Below are 18760 nucleotides of genomic sequence, written 5' to 3'. Positions count from 1 at the left end.
TATCTGCGCCAAGCATAGGGAATCACATCATACGTGATCTGGGAATCCTGAATCTGAAAACACGCGACACGCTCTAGAAAACGCAAAGGGTCGAGGGAGTGCCACTTTACTGCTCTATCGCGGATTGAACTGCCTGTTTAGCTTGCGCATCCCGCCAATCCAGCGGTCATAATCTTCGCCCTTTTTGCGGAAATAACCCAGCACCTCTGGATGCGGCAGGACAAGGAATGTGCCGTCGCGGATCGCCTGCACGCAAGCCTCTGCGACCGGTTCGGGTTCCAGCAGTCCATCAAGCGATGCGACGGAATCCCCCAGCCCGCGCGTCATCTCTGACCGGACCGCCTGCGGACAAAGAACCGACACGCCGATCCCGTCATCGCCGTGGGTCAGGGCCAGCCATTCCGCCAGCCCCACGGCGGCATGTTTGGTGACACTGTAAGGGGCAGACCCCACCTGGCTCAGCAATCCGGCAGCAGATGCGGTGTTCAGCAGATACCCCCCGCCCCGCGCGATCATCCGTGGCACCACATGGCGCGCAGCCCAGACATGGGCCATCACGTTGATATCCCAGATGCGTTGCCAGTCCGCGTCCGGCACCTCTGCCCCGCCCTGCACCATGATCCCCGCGTTAGAACAGAAAAGGTCGATGGGCCCGACGTCGGCCTCGACCTGAGTGATCAGCGCCGCGATTTCAGCCTCTACCGCCACATTGACCTGATAGGCTACGCCGCCGCAGGCCGTAGCGACCTCTTGTGCGCCCGCGCCGTTCAGATCGACGCAAACCACCTGCGCCACGCCTTCCTGCGCCAGCCGCAACGCAAGCGCGCGTCCGATGCCGCTGGCCGCCCCGGTGACGACGGCGATCTTGCCTGCCACATCGAACATAGCTCAGCGGCCCCGCGTATTTGACGCTTGAAACGCCTTCACCTCGGCACGGGCGACAACAGCGTGATGCACCTCATCCGGACCATCGGCAAAGCGCAGGGTGCGCTGATGAGCATACATTTCCGGCAGGTCCGTCCATTGCGACATGCCGGTCGCACCGTGTATCTGGATCGCCTGATCAATGATCTGGCAGGTTTTTTCCGGCACCATCGCCTTGACCATCGACACCCAAATCCGGGCCTCTTTATTACCCAATACATCCATTGCCTTGGCGGCCTTCAGCACCATCAGGCGCATCGCCTCAATCTCGATCCGGGCGCGGGACAGGGTTTCCATATTCTTGCCAAGGTCGATCAGGTCCTTGCCAAAGGCCTGCCGGTCCAACCCGCGCGCAATAAACATGTCAACGGCTTTTTCCGCCATACCGATCGAGCGCATGCAATGGTGAATACGGCCCGGTCCAAGCCGCAGCTGGCTGATCTCAAACCCGCGCCCTTCGCCCAGCAGGATATTGTCCTTGGGCACCCGCACATTGGTCAGACGCAGATGCATATGGCCATGCGGCGCGTGGTCGGCGCCAAACACAGTCATGGGGCCAACGATTTCCACCCCCGGCGTATCCATCGGCACAAGGATCTGCGATTGCTGGTGAAATGTGTCCGCATCGGGCGAGGTTTTCACCATACAAATCATAATCTTGCAGCGGCTGTCACCGGCACCCGAGATATAATATTTCTCGCCGTTGATGACCCATTCATCGCCCTCAAGCACTGCGCTGGTCTGAATATTGCGCGCATCCGATGACGCATGCTGCGGTTCGGTCATCGCAAAGCAGGACCGGATATCGCCGTTCAAGAGCGGCGTCAGCCACCGCTCTTTCTGCGCCGGCGTGCCGACCCGTTCCAGTACTTCCATATTGCCGGTATCCGGGGCAGAGCAGTTCAAGGTTTGCGATGCCAGCGGGTTTTTTCCCAGTTCAAAGGCGATATAGGCGTAATCAAGATTTGAAAGCCCCTCGCCCGTTTCAGCATTCGGCAAAAAGAAGTTCCACAACCCTGCATCCCGCGCTTTTTTCTGGGCCGCTGCCAGAAGCTCTGACTGGCGAGGTGAAAGCGACCAGCGGTCATCGCCGGAATTGGCGCTTGCCTCGAACTCTTCCGTGATCGGGTCGACATTTTCGGCGATATGCCGGACCACACCGGCCAGCAACGGCTTCGCTGCATCTGACATTTCCAGATTATTCATCCCGAAAGGGGTATCGCTCTGTGCCATGCGGGCTCCTTGCATATGCGTCTAGGTGGGACCTAAGCGACCGGATCAGGGTAAGGACACGCGCGCGCGGCCAGCTTCCGCCGGGTCCTGCATACGCTTTCTCCTCCCCGCAGGCACGAAGCGTCACCTGCAAATCCGGCACGCTTGATGCCCGATAGGAGGAGACTAGCCAGCGCTCAGGCCCTTGCCAATGCCGCTTTGCGAAATATTGTTTCGCGGCATTGCGACACCCGCGAGCATGCACCCCTATTTCGGCGGTTCAGCCTTATTCGCAGGGGTGGCTGCGGCACTGCGATAGGCGTCATGCGACAAGCGCCGCGTCGCATCAAGGATGCGGGGGCCATAGGCATCAATCAGTTCCGCAGGTTCCACCAGAAATGACGGGCCGCCCACATTCATCCCATAAATCCGGTCCCCGTTCAGCGAATACACCGGTGCTGCGATGCCATTCACCTCTGGCAGCCATTCCCCGAAAGAGGTGCAAAATCCGTAGGCAGCGTAATCCTCAAGCGCACGGCCAAGGCTATCATTCAGCCGCCCCCGGTCATTGGGCCGCTCGGATGTGGCAAGTTCGAACAGCCCATTGCGTTCGGCGACCGGCATCGTCGCCAGCATCACCCGCCCGATCGCACTGTGAAACAGCGGCAGACGGGCACCGATATTATTGCTGAGTGCGACCGCCTGTTTGCTGCGGCGCACAGCAGTATAGACCACCGACATGCGAAAACGCTCGCCCAATGATGCCGTCAGATGCGGGTTTGGACCGTCGCAAAGGTACAGCAGTTCATCGGCTGCACGCTCTGACATTTCCATTCCCGACAACACACCAAACCCCAGCGCGAGCACACCAGCACCCAACCGATAGGTCCCTGTACGTTCGGAATAAACAAGGTATTCGAGTTTGCACAGCGTATGGGTCAGCCGCGAGATCGTCGGCTTGGGCAGACCAGTCCGCAGGGCGATTTCCTGATTTGTCAGCGTCGTTTCATTCGGGCGAAAGGCACGCAGAATATCCAGTCCACGCGCCAGCGCGGACACGAATTTCCGGTCATCTGCATCATCCAAATCAGTCAATTCGCCAACCAACGTGCCACCCTCATCCACTCTTATACACTTAAAACAATCGGCTGATCGTTCACATCAGCCCAATCTATGCGCCCAATGAACAAAGGCCAATTGGTTTATGGAAGCCTTTCAGGAAATCGCCGGCACCACGCTCAGTATTTGTTTGATCTGGGTGCAGTCGGAAACGATACCGTGACCTTATGGCTTCCTAACACTGTTTATGTGTTGGTGAAGTTCGTAGTTAACAGGGATAATCACTGTAGATGTTCCAATAAATGCCGCGCCAGCCGTAAGAGGTCAAAGCGACTCTAAGACGCCGCCCGTCATGCGCACCTGCCGGTCCATCCGGGCGGCCAGTTCAAGGTTATGGGTCGCAATCACCGCCGCCAGCCCGGTATCGCGGACCAGCGTCATCAGCGCGTCGAACACCCGGTCAGAAGTGTCAGGGTCAAGGTTGCCGGTCGGTTCATCAGCCAACAGGAGGCTTGGTTCATTCGCCAGCGCCCTGCAAAAGGCAACCCGCTGCTGTTCGCCGCCAGACAGGGCAGCCGGTCGATGCGACGCGCGGTCTGCGACACCCACACGGTCCAGCAGGGCCATGGCGCGTGCCTCTGCCACCTGCGCCCCTGCACCGTTCGCCAGTTGCGGCAGCACAATATTTTCCAGCGCAGTAAATTCGGGCAGCAAATGGTGAAACTGGTAGATGAACCCGACCGTGGCCCGGCGCACAGCGGTGCGCCTGCGATCCGAAAGCCGCGTCATATCCTCGCCCGCAATGGCCACCGTGCCTGTGTCGGGCGTATCCAGCAGCCCGGCAATATGCAGCAAAGTCGATTTACCCGCGCCTGAGGGGGCGACTAAGGCAACGATTTCGCCCGGCTGCACGCGCAGCGATGCGCCTTGCAGCACTTGTACCTCATTTGGCAGGCCGGTGTTATAGGTCTTGGTCAGACCCGCGATATCCAGCGTTGGATTACTCATAGCGCAGCGCCTCCACCGGGTTCATGCGGGCAGCCCTGCGGGCCGGAAAGATGGTAATGATCCAGGACAGACCCAGCGACAAGGACATGGCCTTGACCACATCGGACAGATGCAATTCAGCAGGCACATTGTAAATGCCCCGGATCGACGGATCCCAGACACCTCCACCTGCGACATAATTCACAAGACTGAAAATCTGGTCGATGTAGATCGCAAAAAGACAGCCCAACACGACGCCGAACAGCGTGCCCAATGTCCCGATCCCGGCCCCGCAGATGAAAAAGATCCGCAGGATCGACCCTTCGGTCAGACCCATCGTGCGCAGGATACCCACGTCGCGGCCCTTGTTTTTGACCAGCATGATCAGCCCGCTGATGATGTTCATGGATGCCACCAGCACAAGGATCGACAAGATGATAAACATCACATTGTCCTCGATCGTCAGAGCGCGCAGGAAGCGGCCCACACGGTCCTGCCAGCTATAAGCCCAGAGCCCCGGCCCCGCGACATTCGCAATCGTCTGCTTGAGCGCTTCGGACTGGTTGATATCCTCCAGCCTGACCTCCAGCTCATCGGCCACACCGTCACGGTTAAAGACCAGCTGCGCCTCTTCAAACGGCAGATAGGCGCGGACCTCGTCGATCTGGAAACGGCCGGTGGAAAAGATAAACACCACATCATAGGCGTTGCGGCGCACCGACCGGCCCATCGGGCTCGCCGCGCCGCCACGAGTGGTGATGATTACGCGATCCCCCAGTGTCACACCCAGATTAGCGGCAAGGGCAGAGCCCAGCGCGATCCCAACAGGAAGTGCGTCAATATCCCCATAGGTCAGGTCACTGTCGACAATCGCATCAGAGGTTTTCAGATCATCCAGATGCACACCGTAAATATCGGCCAAAGCAATCAGCCCGCTATTGCCCTCGGCCATTGACTGACCCCGGATCAGAGGGGCGACGCTTTCGACGCCCTCCACAGTCAGGATACGCTCTGCCATTTCGGCGTAATCGGTGATCACTTCGCGCGGGGCAACGACGGACACATGGGCATTTGCGCCCACGATGGTGTCAATGAACTCTGCCCGGAACCCGGACCGAACGGCCAGCGTGGCGATCAGAGCGAACACGGCCAGCGTGACCCCGATCAGGCTGATCCAGGTCATGACGCTGACACCGCCTTCGGCGCGTTTGGCGCGGATATAGCGCCAGGCGATCATCCATTCGAACCCCGCAAACGGGCGGGTGTGCTTCACCGAGGCCATGGCGGCTCCTTCTTGCGATTTGGCGCAAACTGCGGCGCGGACTCTGCAAGGTCAAGCGCTGATCGCGCACAGCCCATCACGTAAGGGACAGATGGCATCAAGCCGCTCAACTGTCGCTTGGCGGGTCTTGTTTTGGGAAATCTAGCGGGCATTGCGCTTCCGCCGCGACGTTGCCTATCGCTTGGCCCCGGCCAGCCGTGGGACATGTGACGGCGTTTCCGCCACCAGCGTGGGGCGGGCCACTGGCGCGTCGCGGCGCAGCTCCGGCTCCCGCCGCTTGTCTTTCGCATGGGCGGGGCGGCGCATCCTGCGAAAAGGTGCAAAGATCAGTCCCAACAGCCCGGCCATCACAAGCCAGCCGCCGATGAACCCTGCCCCGGCAGAGGCCGCGCCCGCAACGCTGACCGGGACCGCCGGCGCAAACTCTGCCCATGTGGCGCGCAGCGTATCCGGATCGGCAAACCGCTGCGGCATCATCAGCCGTTCCAGCGGGCCGGCGGCACGTAGCGCCATCAGGTGGTCGCTCAGCCGCGCATGGCGGGCGAACATCGCCCGTTCATCTGCGTGATGACTATCCAGAAAAGGCGTGCCTTCGATCTGTTCCAACGCCTCTTCCCGGCCCAGACCTGCGGCAAGAGCAGAGGCGTCAAAGGCTTTCACCTCGACCGTCAGCGCATCCACCTGCCCGCCCAGACGCTGCTGGTATTGTTGTGAAAACTCAGGGAATTGCGACAGGGACACGGCCCCAACCACAGCACCCGCAAGCGAAAGCACCCTGATCATGATAGTATCCGTTCAGCGAAAATAGATGTCATCTGCTGCCTCATGACATTGGTCTTTTGCCAAAGGTTAACAGGTTTTCGGAAATGGGAATAGCGGACGATGGCGGTCACGGGCAAATCCGCCGATCACATATGCGCGCACATCACATTTTCCAGCACAGCACACGGGTCAGGTGTGAGGTCTTACGCTGCCCTCAGGCGTTCCCGCGCAACCATGCGATGACATTTTCCACATCCTGATCAGGCGGAAAGACCGGATAGAAAACCTTTTCGATTTCGCCATCCTTCACAATCATCGTCATGCGCTTCAACAGGCGCTGGCCATCAGCTTCCAGCACCGGCAGGTTCAGCGCATCGCCAAACGCACCATCCGCATCCGACAGCAAACGATAAGGCAGATGCAGCCGCTCTACCGCCTCTGCCTGATAAGCGCTGTCCTGCGTGGACAGGCCGAACAGATGATCGACGCCATAGCCATTCAACGCAGCCACGTGGTCGCGATAGGCGCAGGACTGGGGCGTGCAACCGCGCGCGCCGGGGATGTCATCCCAGCCATCAGGCAGATCGCGATCCGGGCGACCAGTCATCGGGTAGATATAGATCACTGACCAGCCGCGCAGGTTTCGCAGAGCGACTGTTTTCCCATCCGTCGCAGGCAGGCTGACATCCGGGAGAGAGGCGCCCTCCAGATGATCAGCCCCGCCATCATCGGCGGGCGCAGGGATCAGTGTCCAATCAACCTCGCTCAAGCTCATGCAATCCCTTCGTAAACAGCAGCAACGCGGGCCACGGCCTCTTCCGGGGGCAGTTCGATGCTTTCACCAGTGCGGCGGCGGGTCAATTCAACCACCCCATTTTTCAACCCACGCGGGCCAACGGTGATCCGCCACGGAAGGCCGATCATGTCCATAGTGCCAAATTTGGCACCCGCGCGCTCTTGGCGGTCATCATAAAGCGGCTCCAGATCAAAGCCGGTCAATGCAGTGTATAGGCTTTCGCAAGCGGCATCAGCCTCTGCGTCGCCCTGTTTCAGGTTCACGATCCCGCAGTGATACGGCGTCACGCCTTCGGGCCATATGATGCCCTTGTCATCATGGTTCGCCTCGATAATCGCGCCCAGCAGGCGGGACACGCCGATGCCGTGGCTGCCCATATGCACGGGCACCTTGTTGCCCTTGCCGTCATCGACATGCGCGCCCATGGTTTCCGAATATTTGGTGCCGAAATAGAAAATCTGGCCCACCTCAATCCCGCGCGCCACCTTGCGGCGGTCCTCTGGTACGGCGTCGAATATTGCCGCGTCATGGGTTTCGTCGGTGCGAGCATAGGGCGCGGTCCATTCGTCAAAGATCGCCTGGCATTCTTCGACATTGTCGTAATCAACCTCGCGGTCACCAAGATGCAGGTCGGTGACGATGCTATCATAGAACACCTCTGACTCGCCGGTTTCCGCCAGAACCAGAAACTCATGCGTGTCTTCGCCGCCAATCGGGCCGCTGTCGGCACGCATTGGAATAGCCTTCAGCCCCATCCGTTCATAGGTACGCAGATAGCTGACCAAATGGCGGTTATAGGCGTGCAGCGCGTCCTCTTTCGTCAGGTCGAAATTGTAACCATCTTTCATGAAAAACTCACGGCCGCGCATCACACCGAAACGGGGGCGGACCTCGTCACGAAATTTCCACTGGATGTGATAGAGCGTCAGCGGCAATTCTTTATAACTGGTCACATGGCTACGAAAGATATCAGTGATCATTTCCTCGTTGGTCGGCCCGTAAAGCATCTTGCGACCATGGCGGTCCACGACGCGCAGCATTTCAGGCCCATAAGAATTGTCACGCCCGGATTCTTCCCACAACTCGCCGGGCTGCAAGGTTGGCATCAACATTGGCAGATGCCCTGCACGTTGCTGTTCCTCGTGCACGATGTTTTCCAGCTTGCGCAGCACTTTAAAGCCCAGCGGCAGCCAAGAATAGATCCCGGCGGTCGCCTGTTTAATCATGCCAGCTTGCAGCATGTAGCGGTGGCTAACGATCTGCGCCTCGCGCGGTGTTTCTTTGAGAACTGGTAGGAAGTAGCGGCTCAGGCGCATGGAATACCCCATAAATCGGTTGTTGGGTCCGGTTTAGGGCGCAAGAGAAGCGGTGGCAAGCGCTCGTGCCGGGCAACAATCAGGCCTCGGCGCACAAACACAGCTTTTTACAATATCAGGCCGGCTCGCGTCCAAACCCCATCAAAAGCGATACGCTATGCAGCGTCAGGACACAGCAGGTCAGCAGCCAAACATAACCCGCCCCACCGCTGAGTGCATCAGCGACCAACAACACGCTCAACGCCACCCAACCGTAAAGCGCCCAGTGGCGCCCCTCACTGATCCCGCCCAATGCGATGGCCCCAAATGCAAGCAAGCTGAATGACGTCAGCTGGCTATACCCCAAGTCAGTATAGCCATAGCCGTAAATCCATACATATCCCGTGACGAGGCAGAACAGCAAAATGGTTCCCGCAAACACCATCGGCCCCTGCGCGCGATAGCGCGGTTGCGGCTTCACCGTGCCAACCTTCCACCGGAACACATAGCGCAAGACCGGATTATTGCTCGCAATCGCGGGGTTACGCGACGGCGAAGCACCTTTGACGCCATAGTCGAAATCCCCCTCGGGCAAGTCCGGGCGGTAGGTGCCGAAAAGCTTGTCCCAGATCACGAAGCTGCCCGCATAATTGCTGTCGGACCAGGCCCGGTCCGCCACATGGTGAATGCGGTGATGCGCTGGGGTGACCAGAATGCGCTCTAAAACCCCCAGATGCGGGGTTAGCGCGCTGTGGTTCATCAGTTGAATACCGTAATGCAGGACCGATACTGTGATGAACATCTCAAGCGGCACCCCAAGCAATGCCAGCGGGATGAAAAACGGGATCGACGCAAGCGAGGAATACCAGGAATTGCGCATCGCAAGGGACAGGTTGAAATGTTCACCCTCGTGATGGACCACATGCACAGCCCAGAGGATCGCAAACTTGTGGTGCAGACGGTGCAGCCAGTAAAAACAAAAATCCCACCCGATCACCGCTAACACCCATACGGCCACCGGGTGCCAGTTGCCGACGACGTCAAAGCTGGCATGTTCCGCGACCAGACCAAAAACCGCAAGCTCAAGCCCGCGGAACAACCACACCATGAGATGCCCGGAATTGAGGTTGAAGGCTACATCATGCCAATCCATCTCAATGCGACCCTGCCGGTTGATGATCACCATTTCCGCCAACACCAGAGCCAGCATCAAAAGGATGGGAAACGCGATAGCAGTCACGGCACCGGCTCCGACAAAACAAGGCCGGAGCGTTTCAGCAGCCCAGCTATGAAACACGCGAACAAGGCTAGGGCGAGTCCGGCCAGAAAATCCACGAATTGATGCCGGTATAACGGTAGGATCGAAATCGCGATAGCCACGGCCCAACTGCTCAGCAGAAGATTGCGCCAAGGATGCCCCACCTGCCACAGTGCACAGAGTGTCAGAAATGTCAGCGTTACATGCAGCGATGGCAAGCAATTGACGACAGCATCGTACCGCATCAACAGCTTGAGCGCCTCAGCACTGACACCTTGCTGGGTCACGGCAGGAAAATCCATTGTCGTCGGGAAAAAGCCGAAGACGACGGCAGCACAGGCCGCGCTGATCGCCATGACGCTGCTCAGCCACTTTACCCGCTGTGGTGAGGTGCAAAAATAACCTAAAGGCACGAATAGAAAGAAGGACATATAAATCCAGATCATGTCGGGATTGAAGCTGAACCAACGATCAATGGCCGTGGGAACAAGCCGGTGCGCCGTTTCCGCGCCGCGCTGACCGGAAATGGTATACACCACGCCAATCGCGCCCCATCCCATCGCCATGAATGCAAACCTTGACCAAAATGGCATCTCAGGGCGGCGTACGGTCATGACTGGTCCTTTGCGGCATGGGCCGGTCATACCGACTGTCAACGATGTGCCTTTGTCTACAATATGGCCCTCTGCCAAAAGGAAGTTGAATTAAAAGAGATTGTCAATCTGCTCAAGCCGCAATGACAATCACCTGTTGATACCACCGAGGTCCTGCACTTCGTCAAACACGCCAAGGTCAACAATACCTTTGGACGCGTGCGGACCGCGCATTATGCGTTTCAGGAAATCCATTGATTTGTCCCGCCGATGAACGCAAACTATAAGGACATTATTGAACGTATTGTGAAAGGGATTACGATGAAGGCTTATATTGCGGGCATTATGCTTACTGTTTCAGCTACCCATGCAGGGACCCCGATATCAAGCCCTGTGACATGCCCGATCGGCGGCGAAACCTTCGAAATAAAAGGAACTGCAAGCTGTTCCATGCTTGGGCGGTCAATGTCCATGCGCGGAATAACATCATGTGATTTCGTCACGCGCATTCCTGTCTGCCCATCAAACGGGTTGCCCATGTATCGGGAATTTAATGATGAAGAAGTGGAGACACTGGCGGCATTCATTCAAACGCCGGAATTCGCCGCCATAAAGCAAAAGCCGCCATATCAGCGGGCCTATGATGTGGCGCACCATCTGGGCGATACGATGTCGCCCGTTGGCTTTTCACTTTCGCTTAGCGCGTGGTGGTATGAAACAGACGCGTTTGTGGCGAATCCACGGATCCAAGACAGCTTTCTCAGAGAAGCCGAGGCTGAACTCGGACGATCTGACGCCGATGGCGCCCCTGTCTTGGCAGCTTTGACCGCCTTTGCAGCCGCACATGCCGGACGAGATGACTACGCACGCCGGTGGCTCGCCGAAGGTCGCAGCAGGCTTGGCGATAACCCACAGGGCATTGCCTATCTCGAAGCAGTGGCTGCATGTCTGGCGGATATCTCCGCCGCGGGCTGTGCGCCCGATGACAGATTTGAACCCTGATGCAGAACCGGCATTGGTGTGAACAAGCGCCCCTGCTTGCCTTGTGCAAACAGGGTACGATAATATTCAGGAATAAGTGACAGTGTTCGCGCGTAACTCCTGTAACATCACCCCAACAGGAGCCACCCCCATGATCCGCTTTATCACCGCCATTCTGCTATTGATCCCCGTCATCAGCTATGCCGCGCCAGTCAATTACAGCCTGCAGCCTGACCGGTCCGAGGTCGGCTTTGTCTATACCCTGCAAGGGGCACAGAACCGTGGGGCAATGCCCGTACGTTCGGCGCAGATCAGTATTGATCTCGACCGGTTCGAAGCCTCCGCCGTTGACGTCACCGTCGATGTCAGCCGGGCGCGTACCGGCCTGATTTTCGCGACAGAAGCGCTCAAAGCGCCCAGCGTTCTGGCCGCGCGGGATCATCCCACAATCCGTTTCCAATCCACCGCCATTCGCGCCAACGACCCGCGCAATCTGTCCGCAGGGGGGCAGATCGATGGGCTGCTAACCATTCGCGGCGTGACACGGCCCGTTACGCTAAACGCAGCGGTCTTCCGCCAGCACGGCACCGCCGAAGGCGACATGAGCCAGCTCAGCTTTCGGATCAGTGGCGCCGTGCAACGGTCCGCCTTTGGGGCGACCGGATATAGCGACATGGTCGCAGATGAAATCCAACTCGATATCGCCGCACGTGTGTCGTCGCGGTAGCTGATCCCCCCTTTAAATACCGCCAGCCGCAAGATCGGCGTGCCCAAAGCTAATGCACGCGCAAAGCTGTGGGCACGACAAGACTAGAGGTTTTGTATTTCGAAAAGCCCGACGGCAGATTTCATCAAAGTTGACGCGTTGCAGACGGGACGATGGCCATCCGGAACGGACAATCTATTGTCAGACCCGATGCGAAATTCAGCATCGATGAGCCCCTGCCCTTGCACATCACTGATCCATGTCGCATCTATCGAAACAGGCAATTCAGGTGACGTATGGCACTTCCGGTTAGTCAGCAGGCAAAATACTGGGGTATCGCAACCGCGATATTCCTCATTATTCTCTGGTTTCTGGGCGATGTAATTCTGCCTTTTGTACTAGGCGGCGCCATCGCTTATTGCCTTGACCCGCTTGCAGATCGGCTCGAACGGGCGGGCTGCAGCCGCACGGTGGCGGTCTCAATCATCACGCTGGTCGCGATGATGATCTTTATCCTGCTGATCCTGCTCGTCATTCCCACGCTGGTGCAGCAAACCTCGCAGCTGATCGACACCGCGCCAGAGCTTTTTGAACGGCTGCAAGCCTTTGTGACTGAACGGTTCCCCTCGCTCGGGGATGAGGACAGCACGATCCGGAAGCAGCTTTTGGCGATTGGCGAAACGATCCAATCCAAAGGGGGCGAGCTGGTCAATGGGTTGCTTAGCTCTGCTTTGGGGCTGATCAACGTGATTGTCTTGCTGGTCGTCGTGCCCGTCGTCGCCTTCTACCTGTTGCTCGACTGGGATAATATGACCGCCAAGGTCGATGACCTGCTGCCACGTGAACATACCACGACAATTCGCCGGATCGCGCGCGACATTGATCGGACGCTTGCGTCTTTCATTCGGGGGCAAGGCACGGTCTGCCTTGTGCTGGGCACCTATTACGCCATCGCACTGATGCTGGCCGGGTTGAATTTCGGGCTGGTAGTCGGCTTCATCGCCGGGCTGATCTCTTTCATCCCCTACGTTGGCGCATTGGTCGGCGGGGTGCTGGCCATCGGGCTGGCCGTATTCCAGTTCTGGGGTGAATGGGTCTCTATCGGGATTGTCGCAGGCATCTTCGCCTTGGGGCAATTTTTTGAGGGTAACATCCTGACACCAAAGCTGGTAGGCAACTCCATCGGGCTGCACCCGGTCTGGCTGATCTTTGCGCTATCCGTTTTTGGGTCGCTCTTTGGTTTCGTAGGGATGCTTGTGGCCGTGCCGGTGGCGGCGATCCTCGGCGTGCTGGCCCGCTATGCGATTGAACGCTACAAGGAAAGCCCCCTGTATCGCGGGCTTTCCACGGACGACTAACATGGCCAATCAGCTTTCCTTTGACTGGCCGACAGGTGTTGCACTCGGGCCGGATGACTTCTTTGTTTCGGCGGCCAATGCGCAGGCCTTTGCCATGATGCAAACGCCCGAAACATGGCCCGACCGCAAGCTGGTGATCGCGGGGCCACAAGGCTGCGGCAAAAGCCATATGGCCCGAATCTTTCAAAACCGCACCGATGCGCAGATCGTTGCGGCGGACACGATACCGCCCGACTTTCAGACTGACGCCGCCACGGTGATCGTGGAAGATATGGAACAGCTGCCACAATCCGCGGAAGAGGCGATGTTTCACATGCACAACCACCTACGTCACACGGGCGGGATACTGCTGATGACAGCGGAAACCGCGCCCAGCCGCTGGCCGATCACCCTGCCCGACCTCGCCAGCCGGATGCAGGCCACCACTTTGGCCGAGATCACAAACCCGGATGACGCGCTGCTGACCGCCCTGATCATGAAGCTTTTCGCTGACCGTCAGATCGCGCCGAAACCAGAACTGACCACTTATCTAGCGCAGCGGATCGAACGGTCCTTTGCAGCTGCGGCCGATATCGTGGCGCAACTTGATACGCAGGCACTAGCACAGGGCCGCAAGATCAATAAAAGGCTCGCAGCCGAGCTGCTGGACAAACCGGGCTGACACCACGATACTTGTCATTATTCCGCAACAATCGCGGTGCACAAGGCCCCATGACCACAGCAAACTTTCTTGAGGGGGACTTTCCGACCCCCACGCCGCTCGACATTGACCCCGCCACACCGGCGCGGTTCTTTAATCGTGAACTCAGCTGGATCGGCTTCAACTGGCGTGTGCTGGAAGAGGCGGAAAACCCGCGCGTGCCGCTGCTCGAACGGCTGCGCTTCCTGTCGATCTCGGCCACCAACCTTGATGAATTCTATACGGTGCGCGTCGCAGGTCTGCGCGAGCTTGTGCACGAAGGGAACAACACCCCCGCGCTTGACGGGATGACACCGTCCGAACAGCTTGTGGTCATTGACGCCGACGCAAGGCGGCTGATGTCGCGGCAGCAAGAGGTGTTCAACACCCTGCAGGCAGAAATGGCCGAGAAGGACATCCATATCCTGAGCCGCGACAAGCTGACCAAGGACGATATCAAATATCTCGAAGACGTGTTTATTGAACGTGTCTTTCCGGTGCTGTCACCGCTGGCCATCGACCCCGCGCACCCATTTCCCTTTTTGCCAAACGAAGGCTTCGCGCTGGCGCTGCAACTTGAGCGGCCCAGCGACAAACGACAGCTGCGCTCGCTTCTGCCGGTCCCTGCCCAGATCGACCGCTTTGTGCCGCTGCCCAGCGAAAACGGCCACCGCTTCCTGCCATTGGAGGAGCTGCTGCTTTTGCATATTTCACGGCTCTTCCCCGGCTATCAGATCAAAGGCTCCTGCGCGTTCAAGGTCCTGCGCGACAGCGATCTGGAACTTGAAGACGAAGCCGAGGATCTCGTACGCGAATTTGAGGTCGCCCTGAAACGTCGCCGCCGGGGGGAGGTCGTGCGTCTGAAGCTGTCCGCAGGCGCGCCTAACGCGCTCAAGACGCTGATCATGAATGAATTGCACGTCTCCGAAGACACAGTGATCGAGGTAGACGGGCTGATCGGCATTTCCGATCTGGGCGAGCTGGTGCTCGACAGCCGGCCTGATCTGCTCTGGCCATCGTTTTCGCCGCGCGTGCCCGAACGGGTGCAGGACCACGACGGCGACATGTTCGCCGCGATCCGGCAAAAGGACATGCTGTTGCATCATCCCTACGAAACCTTCGATATGGTCGTGCGGTTTCTTAAACAGGCGGCGCGCGATCCGAACGTGGTCGCCATCAAGCAGACGCTTTATCGCACCTCAAAAAAATCCCCCATTGTCGAGGCTCTGTGCGAAGCCGCAGAAGACGGTAAATCCGTCACCGCATTGGTCGAGCTCAAGGCGCGCTTCGACGAGGCCGCCAATATCCGGCAATCGCGACGACTGGAACGGGCGGGCGCGCATGTGGTCTACGGTTTCTTGCATTACAAAACCCACGCCAAAATCAGCACCGTGGTCCGGCGCGAAGGCGACAAGCTGGTGACCTACACCCATTTCGGGACCGGCAATTACCACCCGATCACTGCGCGGATCTATACCGATCTCAGCCTGTTCACCTGCGACGCAAAGCTTGGGCGGGATGCGACCAAGGTCTTCAACTATATCTCTGGCTATGCGCAGCCGGAAAACCTCGACCATCTGGCGATCTCACCGCTGACGCTGAAACAAAGCCTGCTCGACCGGATCGCGGCAGAGGCAGACAATGCGCGCGCAGGCAAGCCCGCCGTCATCTGGGCCAAGATGAATGCGCTGATCGAAAGCGACGTGATTGATGCGCTCTATGCGGCATCACAGGCCGGGGTGAAAATCAGCCTTGTGGTGCGCGGCATCTGCGGGCTGCGACCGGGGGTGGCGGGGCTTTCGGAAAACATTCGGGTAAAATCCATAGTCGGGCGTTTCCTCGAACATTCCCGGATTGTCTGTTTCGGCAATGGTAGCGAGCTGCCCAGCAAAAAAGCGCGGGTCTATATCAGCTCGGCCGACTGGATGGGGCGCAATCTGAACCGGCGGGTCGAAACACTGGTCGAAATCAAAAACGCCACCGTGAAGGCCCAGATCGTCAGTCAGGTGATGGCCGCGAACATGGCCGATGTGGCGCAAAGCTGGATCATGTCCGGCGATGGCAGCTTTACAAGGGCGGTCCTGCCCGAGGGCGAATTCGCATTCAATTGCCACCGGTTCTTCATGGAAAACCCATCGCTTTCAGGGCGGGGTTCCGCAGGGGCAGCCGACGTCCCCCAGTTGACGCATACGGATGATTGATTGATACAATCAGATTAACGCAACTGCGGAAAAGTCATGACTCAGCAACAAGACCCCGAAACCATCGACTGGGGGCCTTTCGGGCGTCCGCTTTTTGCAGATGCCGCAGCGCGCGGGTTGGACCGGGTCGGGGTGATCGATGTAGGCTCGAACTCTGTCCGGCTTGTTGTTTTTGACGGGGCCGCACGCTCACCAGCCTATTTCTACAATGAAAAAATCATGTGTGCCCTGGGGGCGGGCCTGTCGGAAACCGGGCATCTGAACCCCGAAGGCCGGGTGCGGGCCATCCGGGCAATCCGGCGTTTTGCCGCACTGGCGCAGGGCATGGGCTTGCCGCCGCTCACCGCCGTCGCTACCGCCGCCGTGCGCGAGGCAAGCGACGGTGCCGACTTTAGGGATGAGGTGCTCCGCGAAACCGGTATCAAGCTTTGGGTGATCGACGGCAAGGAAGAGGCGCGGCTTTCAGCGCAAGGCGTCCTTCTGGGCTGGCCCGGCAGCTATGGGCTGGTCTGCGATATCGGCGGGTCCTCCATGGAGTTGGCCGATCTGGCCGATGGGCGCGTGGGGCAACGTGTGACCTCTGCGCTTGGGCCTTTAAAGCTGCGCGAAATCAAGGGCGGCAAGAAGGCGATCAAGGCCTACGTGCGTGAAACCATGCAGCGGTTGCATGATGAAATGGGCAATAAAACGGGCATGCGGCTCTTCCTTGTAGGCGGCTCTTGGCGGGCCATCGCGCGGGTTGATATGGAGCGGCGCAATTACCCCCTGACCGTGCTGCACGAATACCGGATGACCTCGCGCCGGATCGCCAACACCCATGACTATATCAGCAAATCCGACCTGCAAGAGCTGCGCGGACGCTGCAATATATCGGACAGCCGGATGTCGCTGGTGCCGTATGCCTCAATCGTCCTGAAAGAACTGATGCGGATATTCAAACCCAAGGATGTGACTGTTTCCTCTTACGGCATCCGCGAAGGGATGCTGTTCGAGCAGATGCCGCGTGAGCTGCGCGAGCGGGACCCGCTTATAGAGGCTTGCCGCTTTGCCGAAGCCAAAGACGCGCGCCTGCCCGGCTTTGGCCGCCTGCTCTATGATTTCGTGAAACCGCTCTTTGCCCGCGCCAACTGGCAGCGCAAGCGGATCATCAAGGCCGCCTGCCTGCTGCATGACGTCAGCTGGCGCGCGCACCCCGATTACCGGGCCGAGGTCACATTCGACAACGCCACCCGCGCCAATCTGGGCGGGCTGAAACATTATGAACGGGTCTTGCTGGGGCTCGCGCTGATGAACCGCTACACCAACAAAATCGACAGCGCGCGTTTCTCTGACCTGCTGTCAATGCTGACACCCGAACAAATCAAAGAGGCAGAGGTACTCGGCAAAGCCATGCGACTTGGCGCGATGCTGTGGATCAACGCGGACGAAATGCCTGGCACGCTGAAATTCAGCCCCAAATCTGGCGAGCTAACGCTGACGCTGACCGAACACGCGCGCCCGCTATTCGGCGAAGTGGCCGAAGCGCGCCTCAATGCGCTCGCCAACGCGCTGAACGGGCAGCCGGTGGTGAAATTCAAAGGGTAAGGTGGATCGGGATCCACCTTACGGCGTGGCGTCTGCCCTGCCAGAAAGAAAGCTCAGACGCACCGTATCAATGCCAAAAGTCAGTGCTTGCTGGGTGAAACCAATATCCGTCATGCCATTCTGACGGCGGGTTGTTGGGTATCGCGCCATTGCCGCGGCGATTGGCCGTACATGCGCTTGAACTCTCGGCTGAACTGGGACGGGCTCACGTAACCCACATCCATGGCCGCTTCGTTCACGGTAATACCGCCAGCGATCCTCATGGCAGCGGTGTTAAGGCGCATCGACTTTACAAATTGGATGGGCGACATCGTTGTGGCTTGCTTGAACTTACGGTGAAATGCGGCGCGGCTCATCCCCGCGCGCGTGGCCATTTCATCAATCGAGATCGGTGCGTCCAGATTGGACGACACATGCGCGATGGATCGCGCAATAGCATTGCCAACACTGAACGCCTGTCTTGCAAAATATCCTGCCTCACCCTTCAGGATCGCGTAGTAAAGCTCGCGTAGCCGTGCCTCGCCGAGAACCGCAATATCCGTCTCGTTACCACGCAATTGCAACAGCCTTAACAGCGCATCGGTAAACGCGGCATCCCACTGCGCAAACCTGATCCCCTGTGAAAGCGGCGCTTGCTTGCCTGATCGGATAGCGCCCCCTGCGTTTTCCATTTCCATGGCCAGTTCGGTCATCATGCGCGGGTCCAGTGCAATATAAACGCCACAAAGCGGATTTTCCGGCGACGCAGTAGGCGTCCCTGCCTTCACCGGCATTGACGTCGGACAACACATGTACCGGCTGTGGTCGTACTCATATCGCGCACCGTCCAGCACCGCCTCTTTAGTCCCGCTGACGATGGCAATCACGCTGGGTTCATATACAGCAGGAGCGCAGGGCACAGCAGTCGTGGCCCGAAACAGCCTGACGCCCGGAATGCCGGTTTCAATCAGGCCGCCTTGACAAAGCCTGCTTTCGATAAAGTGCTTGATCTGTTGCTTACACATATGGACAGCCTATGCCCATTTCCGCAGTCACGACAACGGGCGTGATACAATCAGGCAAGTATTCGCGACGATGTCATCT

17 protein-coding genes are annotated in these 18760 nt (G+C 58.5%); 6 read left to right on the top strand and 11 right to left on the bottom strand.

From position 1 onward, the window contains the following. Positions 1-114 precede the first annotated feature (114 nt). The 10 genes from ACJ5NV_RS16230 to ACJ5NV_RS16185 all read right to left on the bottom strand — a co-directional run bounded on the left by ACJ5NV_RS16230 (position 115) and on the right by ACJ5NV_RS16185 (position 10189). Entirely contained in the window at positions 115-885 is a 771-nt protein-coding gene (locus ACJ5NV_RS16230) for an SDR family oxidoreductase (RefSeq protein ID WP_411645372.1), read from the bottom strand. A gap of 3 nt (positions 886-888) precedes the next feature. Continuing rightward, positions 889-2130, bottom strand: a complete 1242-nt coding sequence (locus ACJ5NV_RS16225) for an acyl-CoA dehydrogenase family protein (protein ID WP_411645379.1) — start codon at positions 2128-2130, stop codon at positions 889-891. Between the two features lie 273 nt (positions 2131-2403). After that, a complete protein-coding gene (locus tag ACJ5NV_RS16220; RefSeq protein ID WP_411645370.1) occupies positions 2404-3261 on the bottom strand; it encodes an IclR family transcriptional regulator in 858 nt (285 codons plus the stop codon). 258 nt (positions 3262-3519) lie between these two features. Further along, entirely contained in the window at positions 3520-4203 is a 684-nt protein-coding gene (locus ACJ5NV_RS16215; RefSeq protein WP_411645369.1) for an ABC transporter ATP-binding protein, read from the bottom strand. Further along, on the bottom strand, positions 4196-5464 hold the full coding sequence (locus ACJ5NV_RS16210; protein ID WP_411645367.1) for an ABC transporter permease: 1269 nt from the start codon (positions 5462-5464) through the stop codon (positions 4196-4198). The genes ACJ5NV_RS16215 and ACJ5NV_RS16210 overlap by 8 nt, the downstream gene beginning before the upstream one ends. Before the next feature lie 174 nt (positions 5465-5638). Continuing rightward, complete coding sequence (locus ACJ5NV_RS16205; RefSeq protein ID WP_411645366.1) at positions 5639-6247, bottom strand: DUF2937 family protein; 609 nt, start codon at positions 6245-6247, stop codon at positions 5639-5641. A gap of 193 nt (positions 6248-6440) precedes the next feature. Next, positions 6441-7001, bottom strand: coding sequence for a peroxiredoxin (locus tag ACJ5NV_RS16200; protein ID WP_411645364.1), 561 nt, complete (start codon positions 6999-7001; stop codon positions 6441-6443). Next, positions 6998-8338: a proline--tRNA ligase gene (gene proS / locus ACJ5NV_RS16195; RefSeq protein ID WP_411645362.1), complete on the bottom strand. Its 1341-nt coding sequence runs from the start codon at positions 8336-8338 to the stop codon at positions 6998-7000. The genes ACJ5NV_RS16200 and proS overlap by 4 nt, the downstream gene beginning before the upstream one ends. A gap of 115 nt (positions 8339-8453) precedes the next feature. After that, the gene (locus tag ACJ5NV_RS16190) at positions 8454-9557 is read right to left on the bottom strand and encodes a sterol desaturase family protein (protein WP_411645361.1); all 1104 of its coding nucleotides are present in this window, start codon (positions 9555-9557) and stop codon (positions 8454-8456) included. Continuing rightward, positions 9554-10189 (bottom strand): phosphatase PAP2 family protein, encoded by a 636-nt coding sequence (locus tag ACJ5NV_RS16185; protein ID WP_411645360.1) that lies wholly within the window; start codon positions 10187-10189, stop codon positions 9554-9556. Before ACJ5NV_RS16185 ends, ACJ5NV_RS16190 begins: the two co-directional genes overlap by 4 nt. 516 nt (positions 10190-10705) lie before the next feature. Between ACJ5NV_RS16185 and ACJ5NV_RS16180 the strand changes: the two genes are divergently transcribed. From ACJ5NV_RS16180 to ACJ5NV_RS16155, 6 genes are all read left to right on the top strand, one after another. Next, a complete protein-coding gene (locus ACJ5NV_RS16180; protein WP_411645358.1) occupies positions 10706-11170 on the top strand; it encodes a hypothetical protein in 465 nt (154 codons plus the stop codon). A gap of 130 nt (positions 11171-11300) precedes the next feature. Next, positions 11301-11876: a YceI family protein gene (locus ACJ5NV_RS16175; protein WP_411645356.1), complete on the top strand. Its 576-nt coding sequence runs from the start codon at positions 11301-11303 to the stop codon at positions 11874-11876. A gap of 275 nt (positions 11877-12151) precedes the next feature. After that, positions 12152-13213 carry an AI-2E family transporter gene (locus ACJ5NV_RS16170; RefSeq protein WP_411645355.1) on the top strand — a complete coding sequence of 354 codons (1062 nt, stop codon included), beginning with the start codon at positions 12152-12154 and terminating at the stop codon, positions 13211-13213. 1 nt (position 13214) lies between these two features. Continuing rightward, the gene (locus ACJ5NV_RS16165) at positions 13215-13874 is read left to right on the top strand and encodes a P-loop NTPase family protein (protein WP_411645353.1); all 660 of its coding nucleotides are present in this window, start codon (positions 13215-13217) and stop codon (positions 13872-13874) included. 50 nt (positions 13875-13924) lie between these two features. Further along, positions 13925-16093 (top strand): RNA degradosome polyphosphate kinase, encoded by a 2169-nt coding sequence (locus tag ACJ5NV_RS16160; protein WP_411645352.1) that lies wholly within the window; start codon positions 13925-13927, stop codon positions 16091-16093. Positions 16094-16129: 36 nt separating this feature from the next. Then, positions 16130-17677: a Ppx/GppA family phosphatase gene (locus ACJ5NV_RS16155; protein WP_411645350.1), complete on the top strand. Its 1548-nt coding sequence runs from the start codon at positions 16130-16132 to the stop codon at positions 17675-17677. Positions 17678-17787: 110 nt separating this feature from the next. Here ACJ5NV_RS16155 and ACJ5NV_RS16150 read toward each other — a convergent pair whose 3' ends face one another. Further along, positions 17788-18681: an AraC family transcriptional regulator gene (locus ACJ5NV_RS16150; protein ID WP_411645348.1), complete on the bottom strand. Its 894-nt coding sequence runs from the start codon at positions 18679-18681 to the stop codon at positions 17788-17790. Positions 18682-18760: the final 79 nt, after the last annotated feature.

It is taken from the genome of Loktanella agnita (assembly GCF_046640325.1).
Classification (GTDB): Bacteria; Pseudomonadota; Alphaproteobacteria; order Rhodobacterales; family Rhodobacteraceae; genus Yoonia; species Yoonia agnita.
The sequence above is the reverse complement of the archived record's forward strand: the minus strand, read 5'-3'. Positions and strand labels throughout refer to the sequence as shown.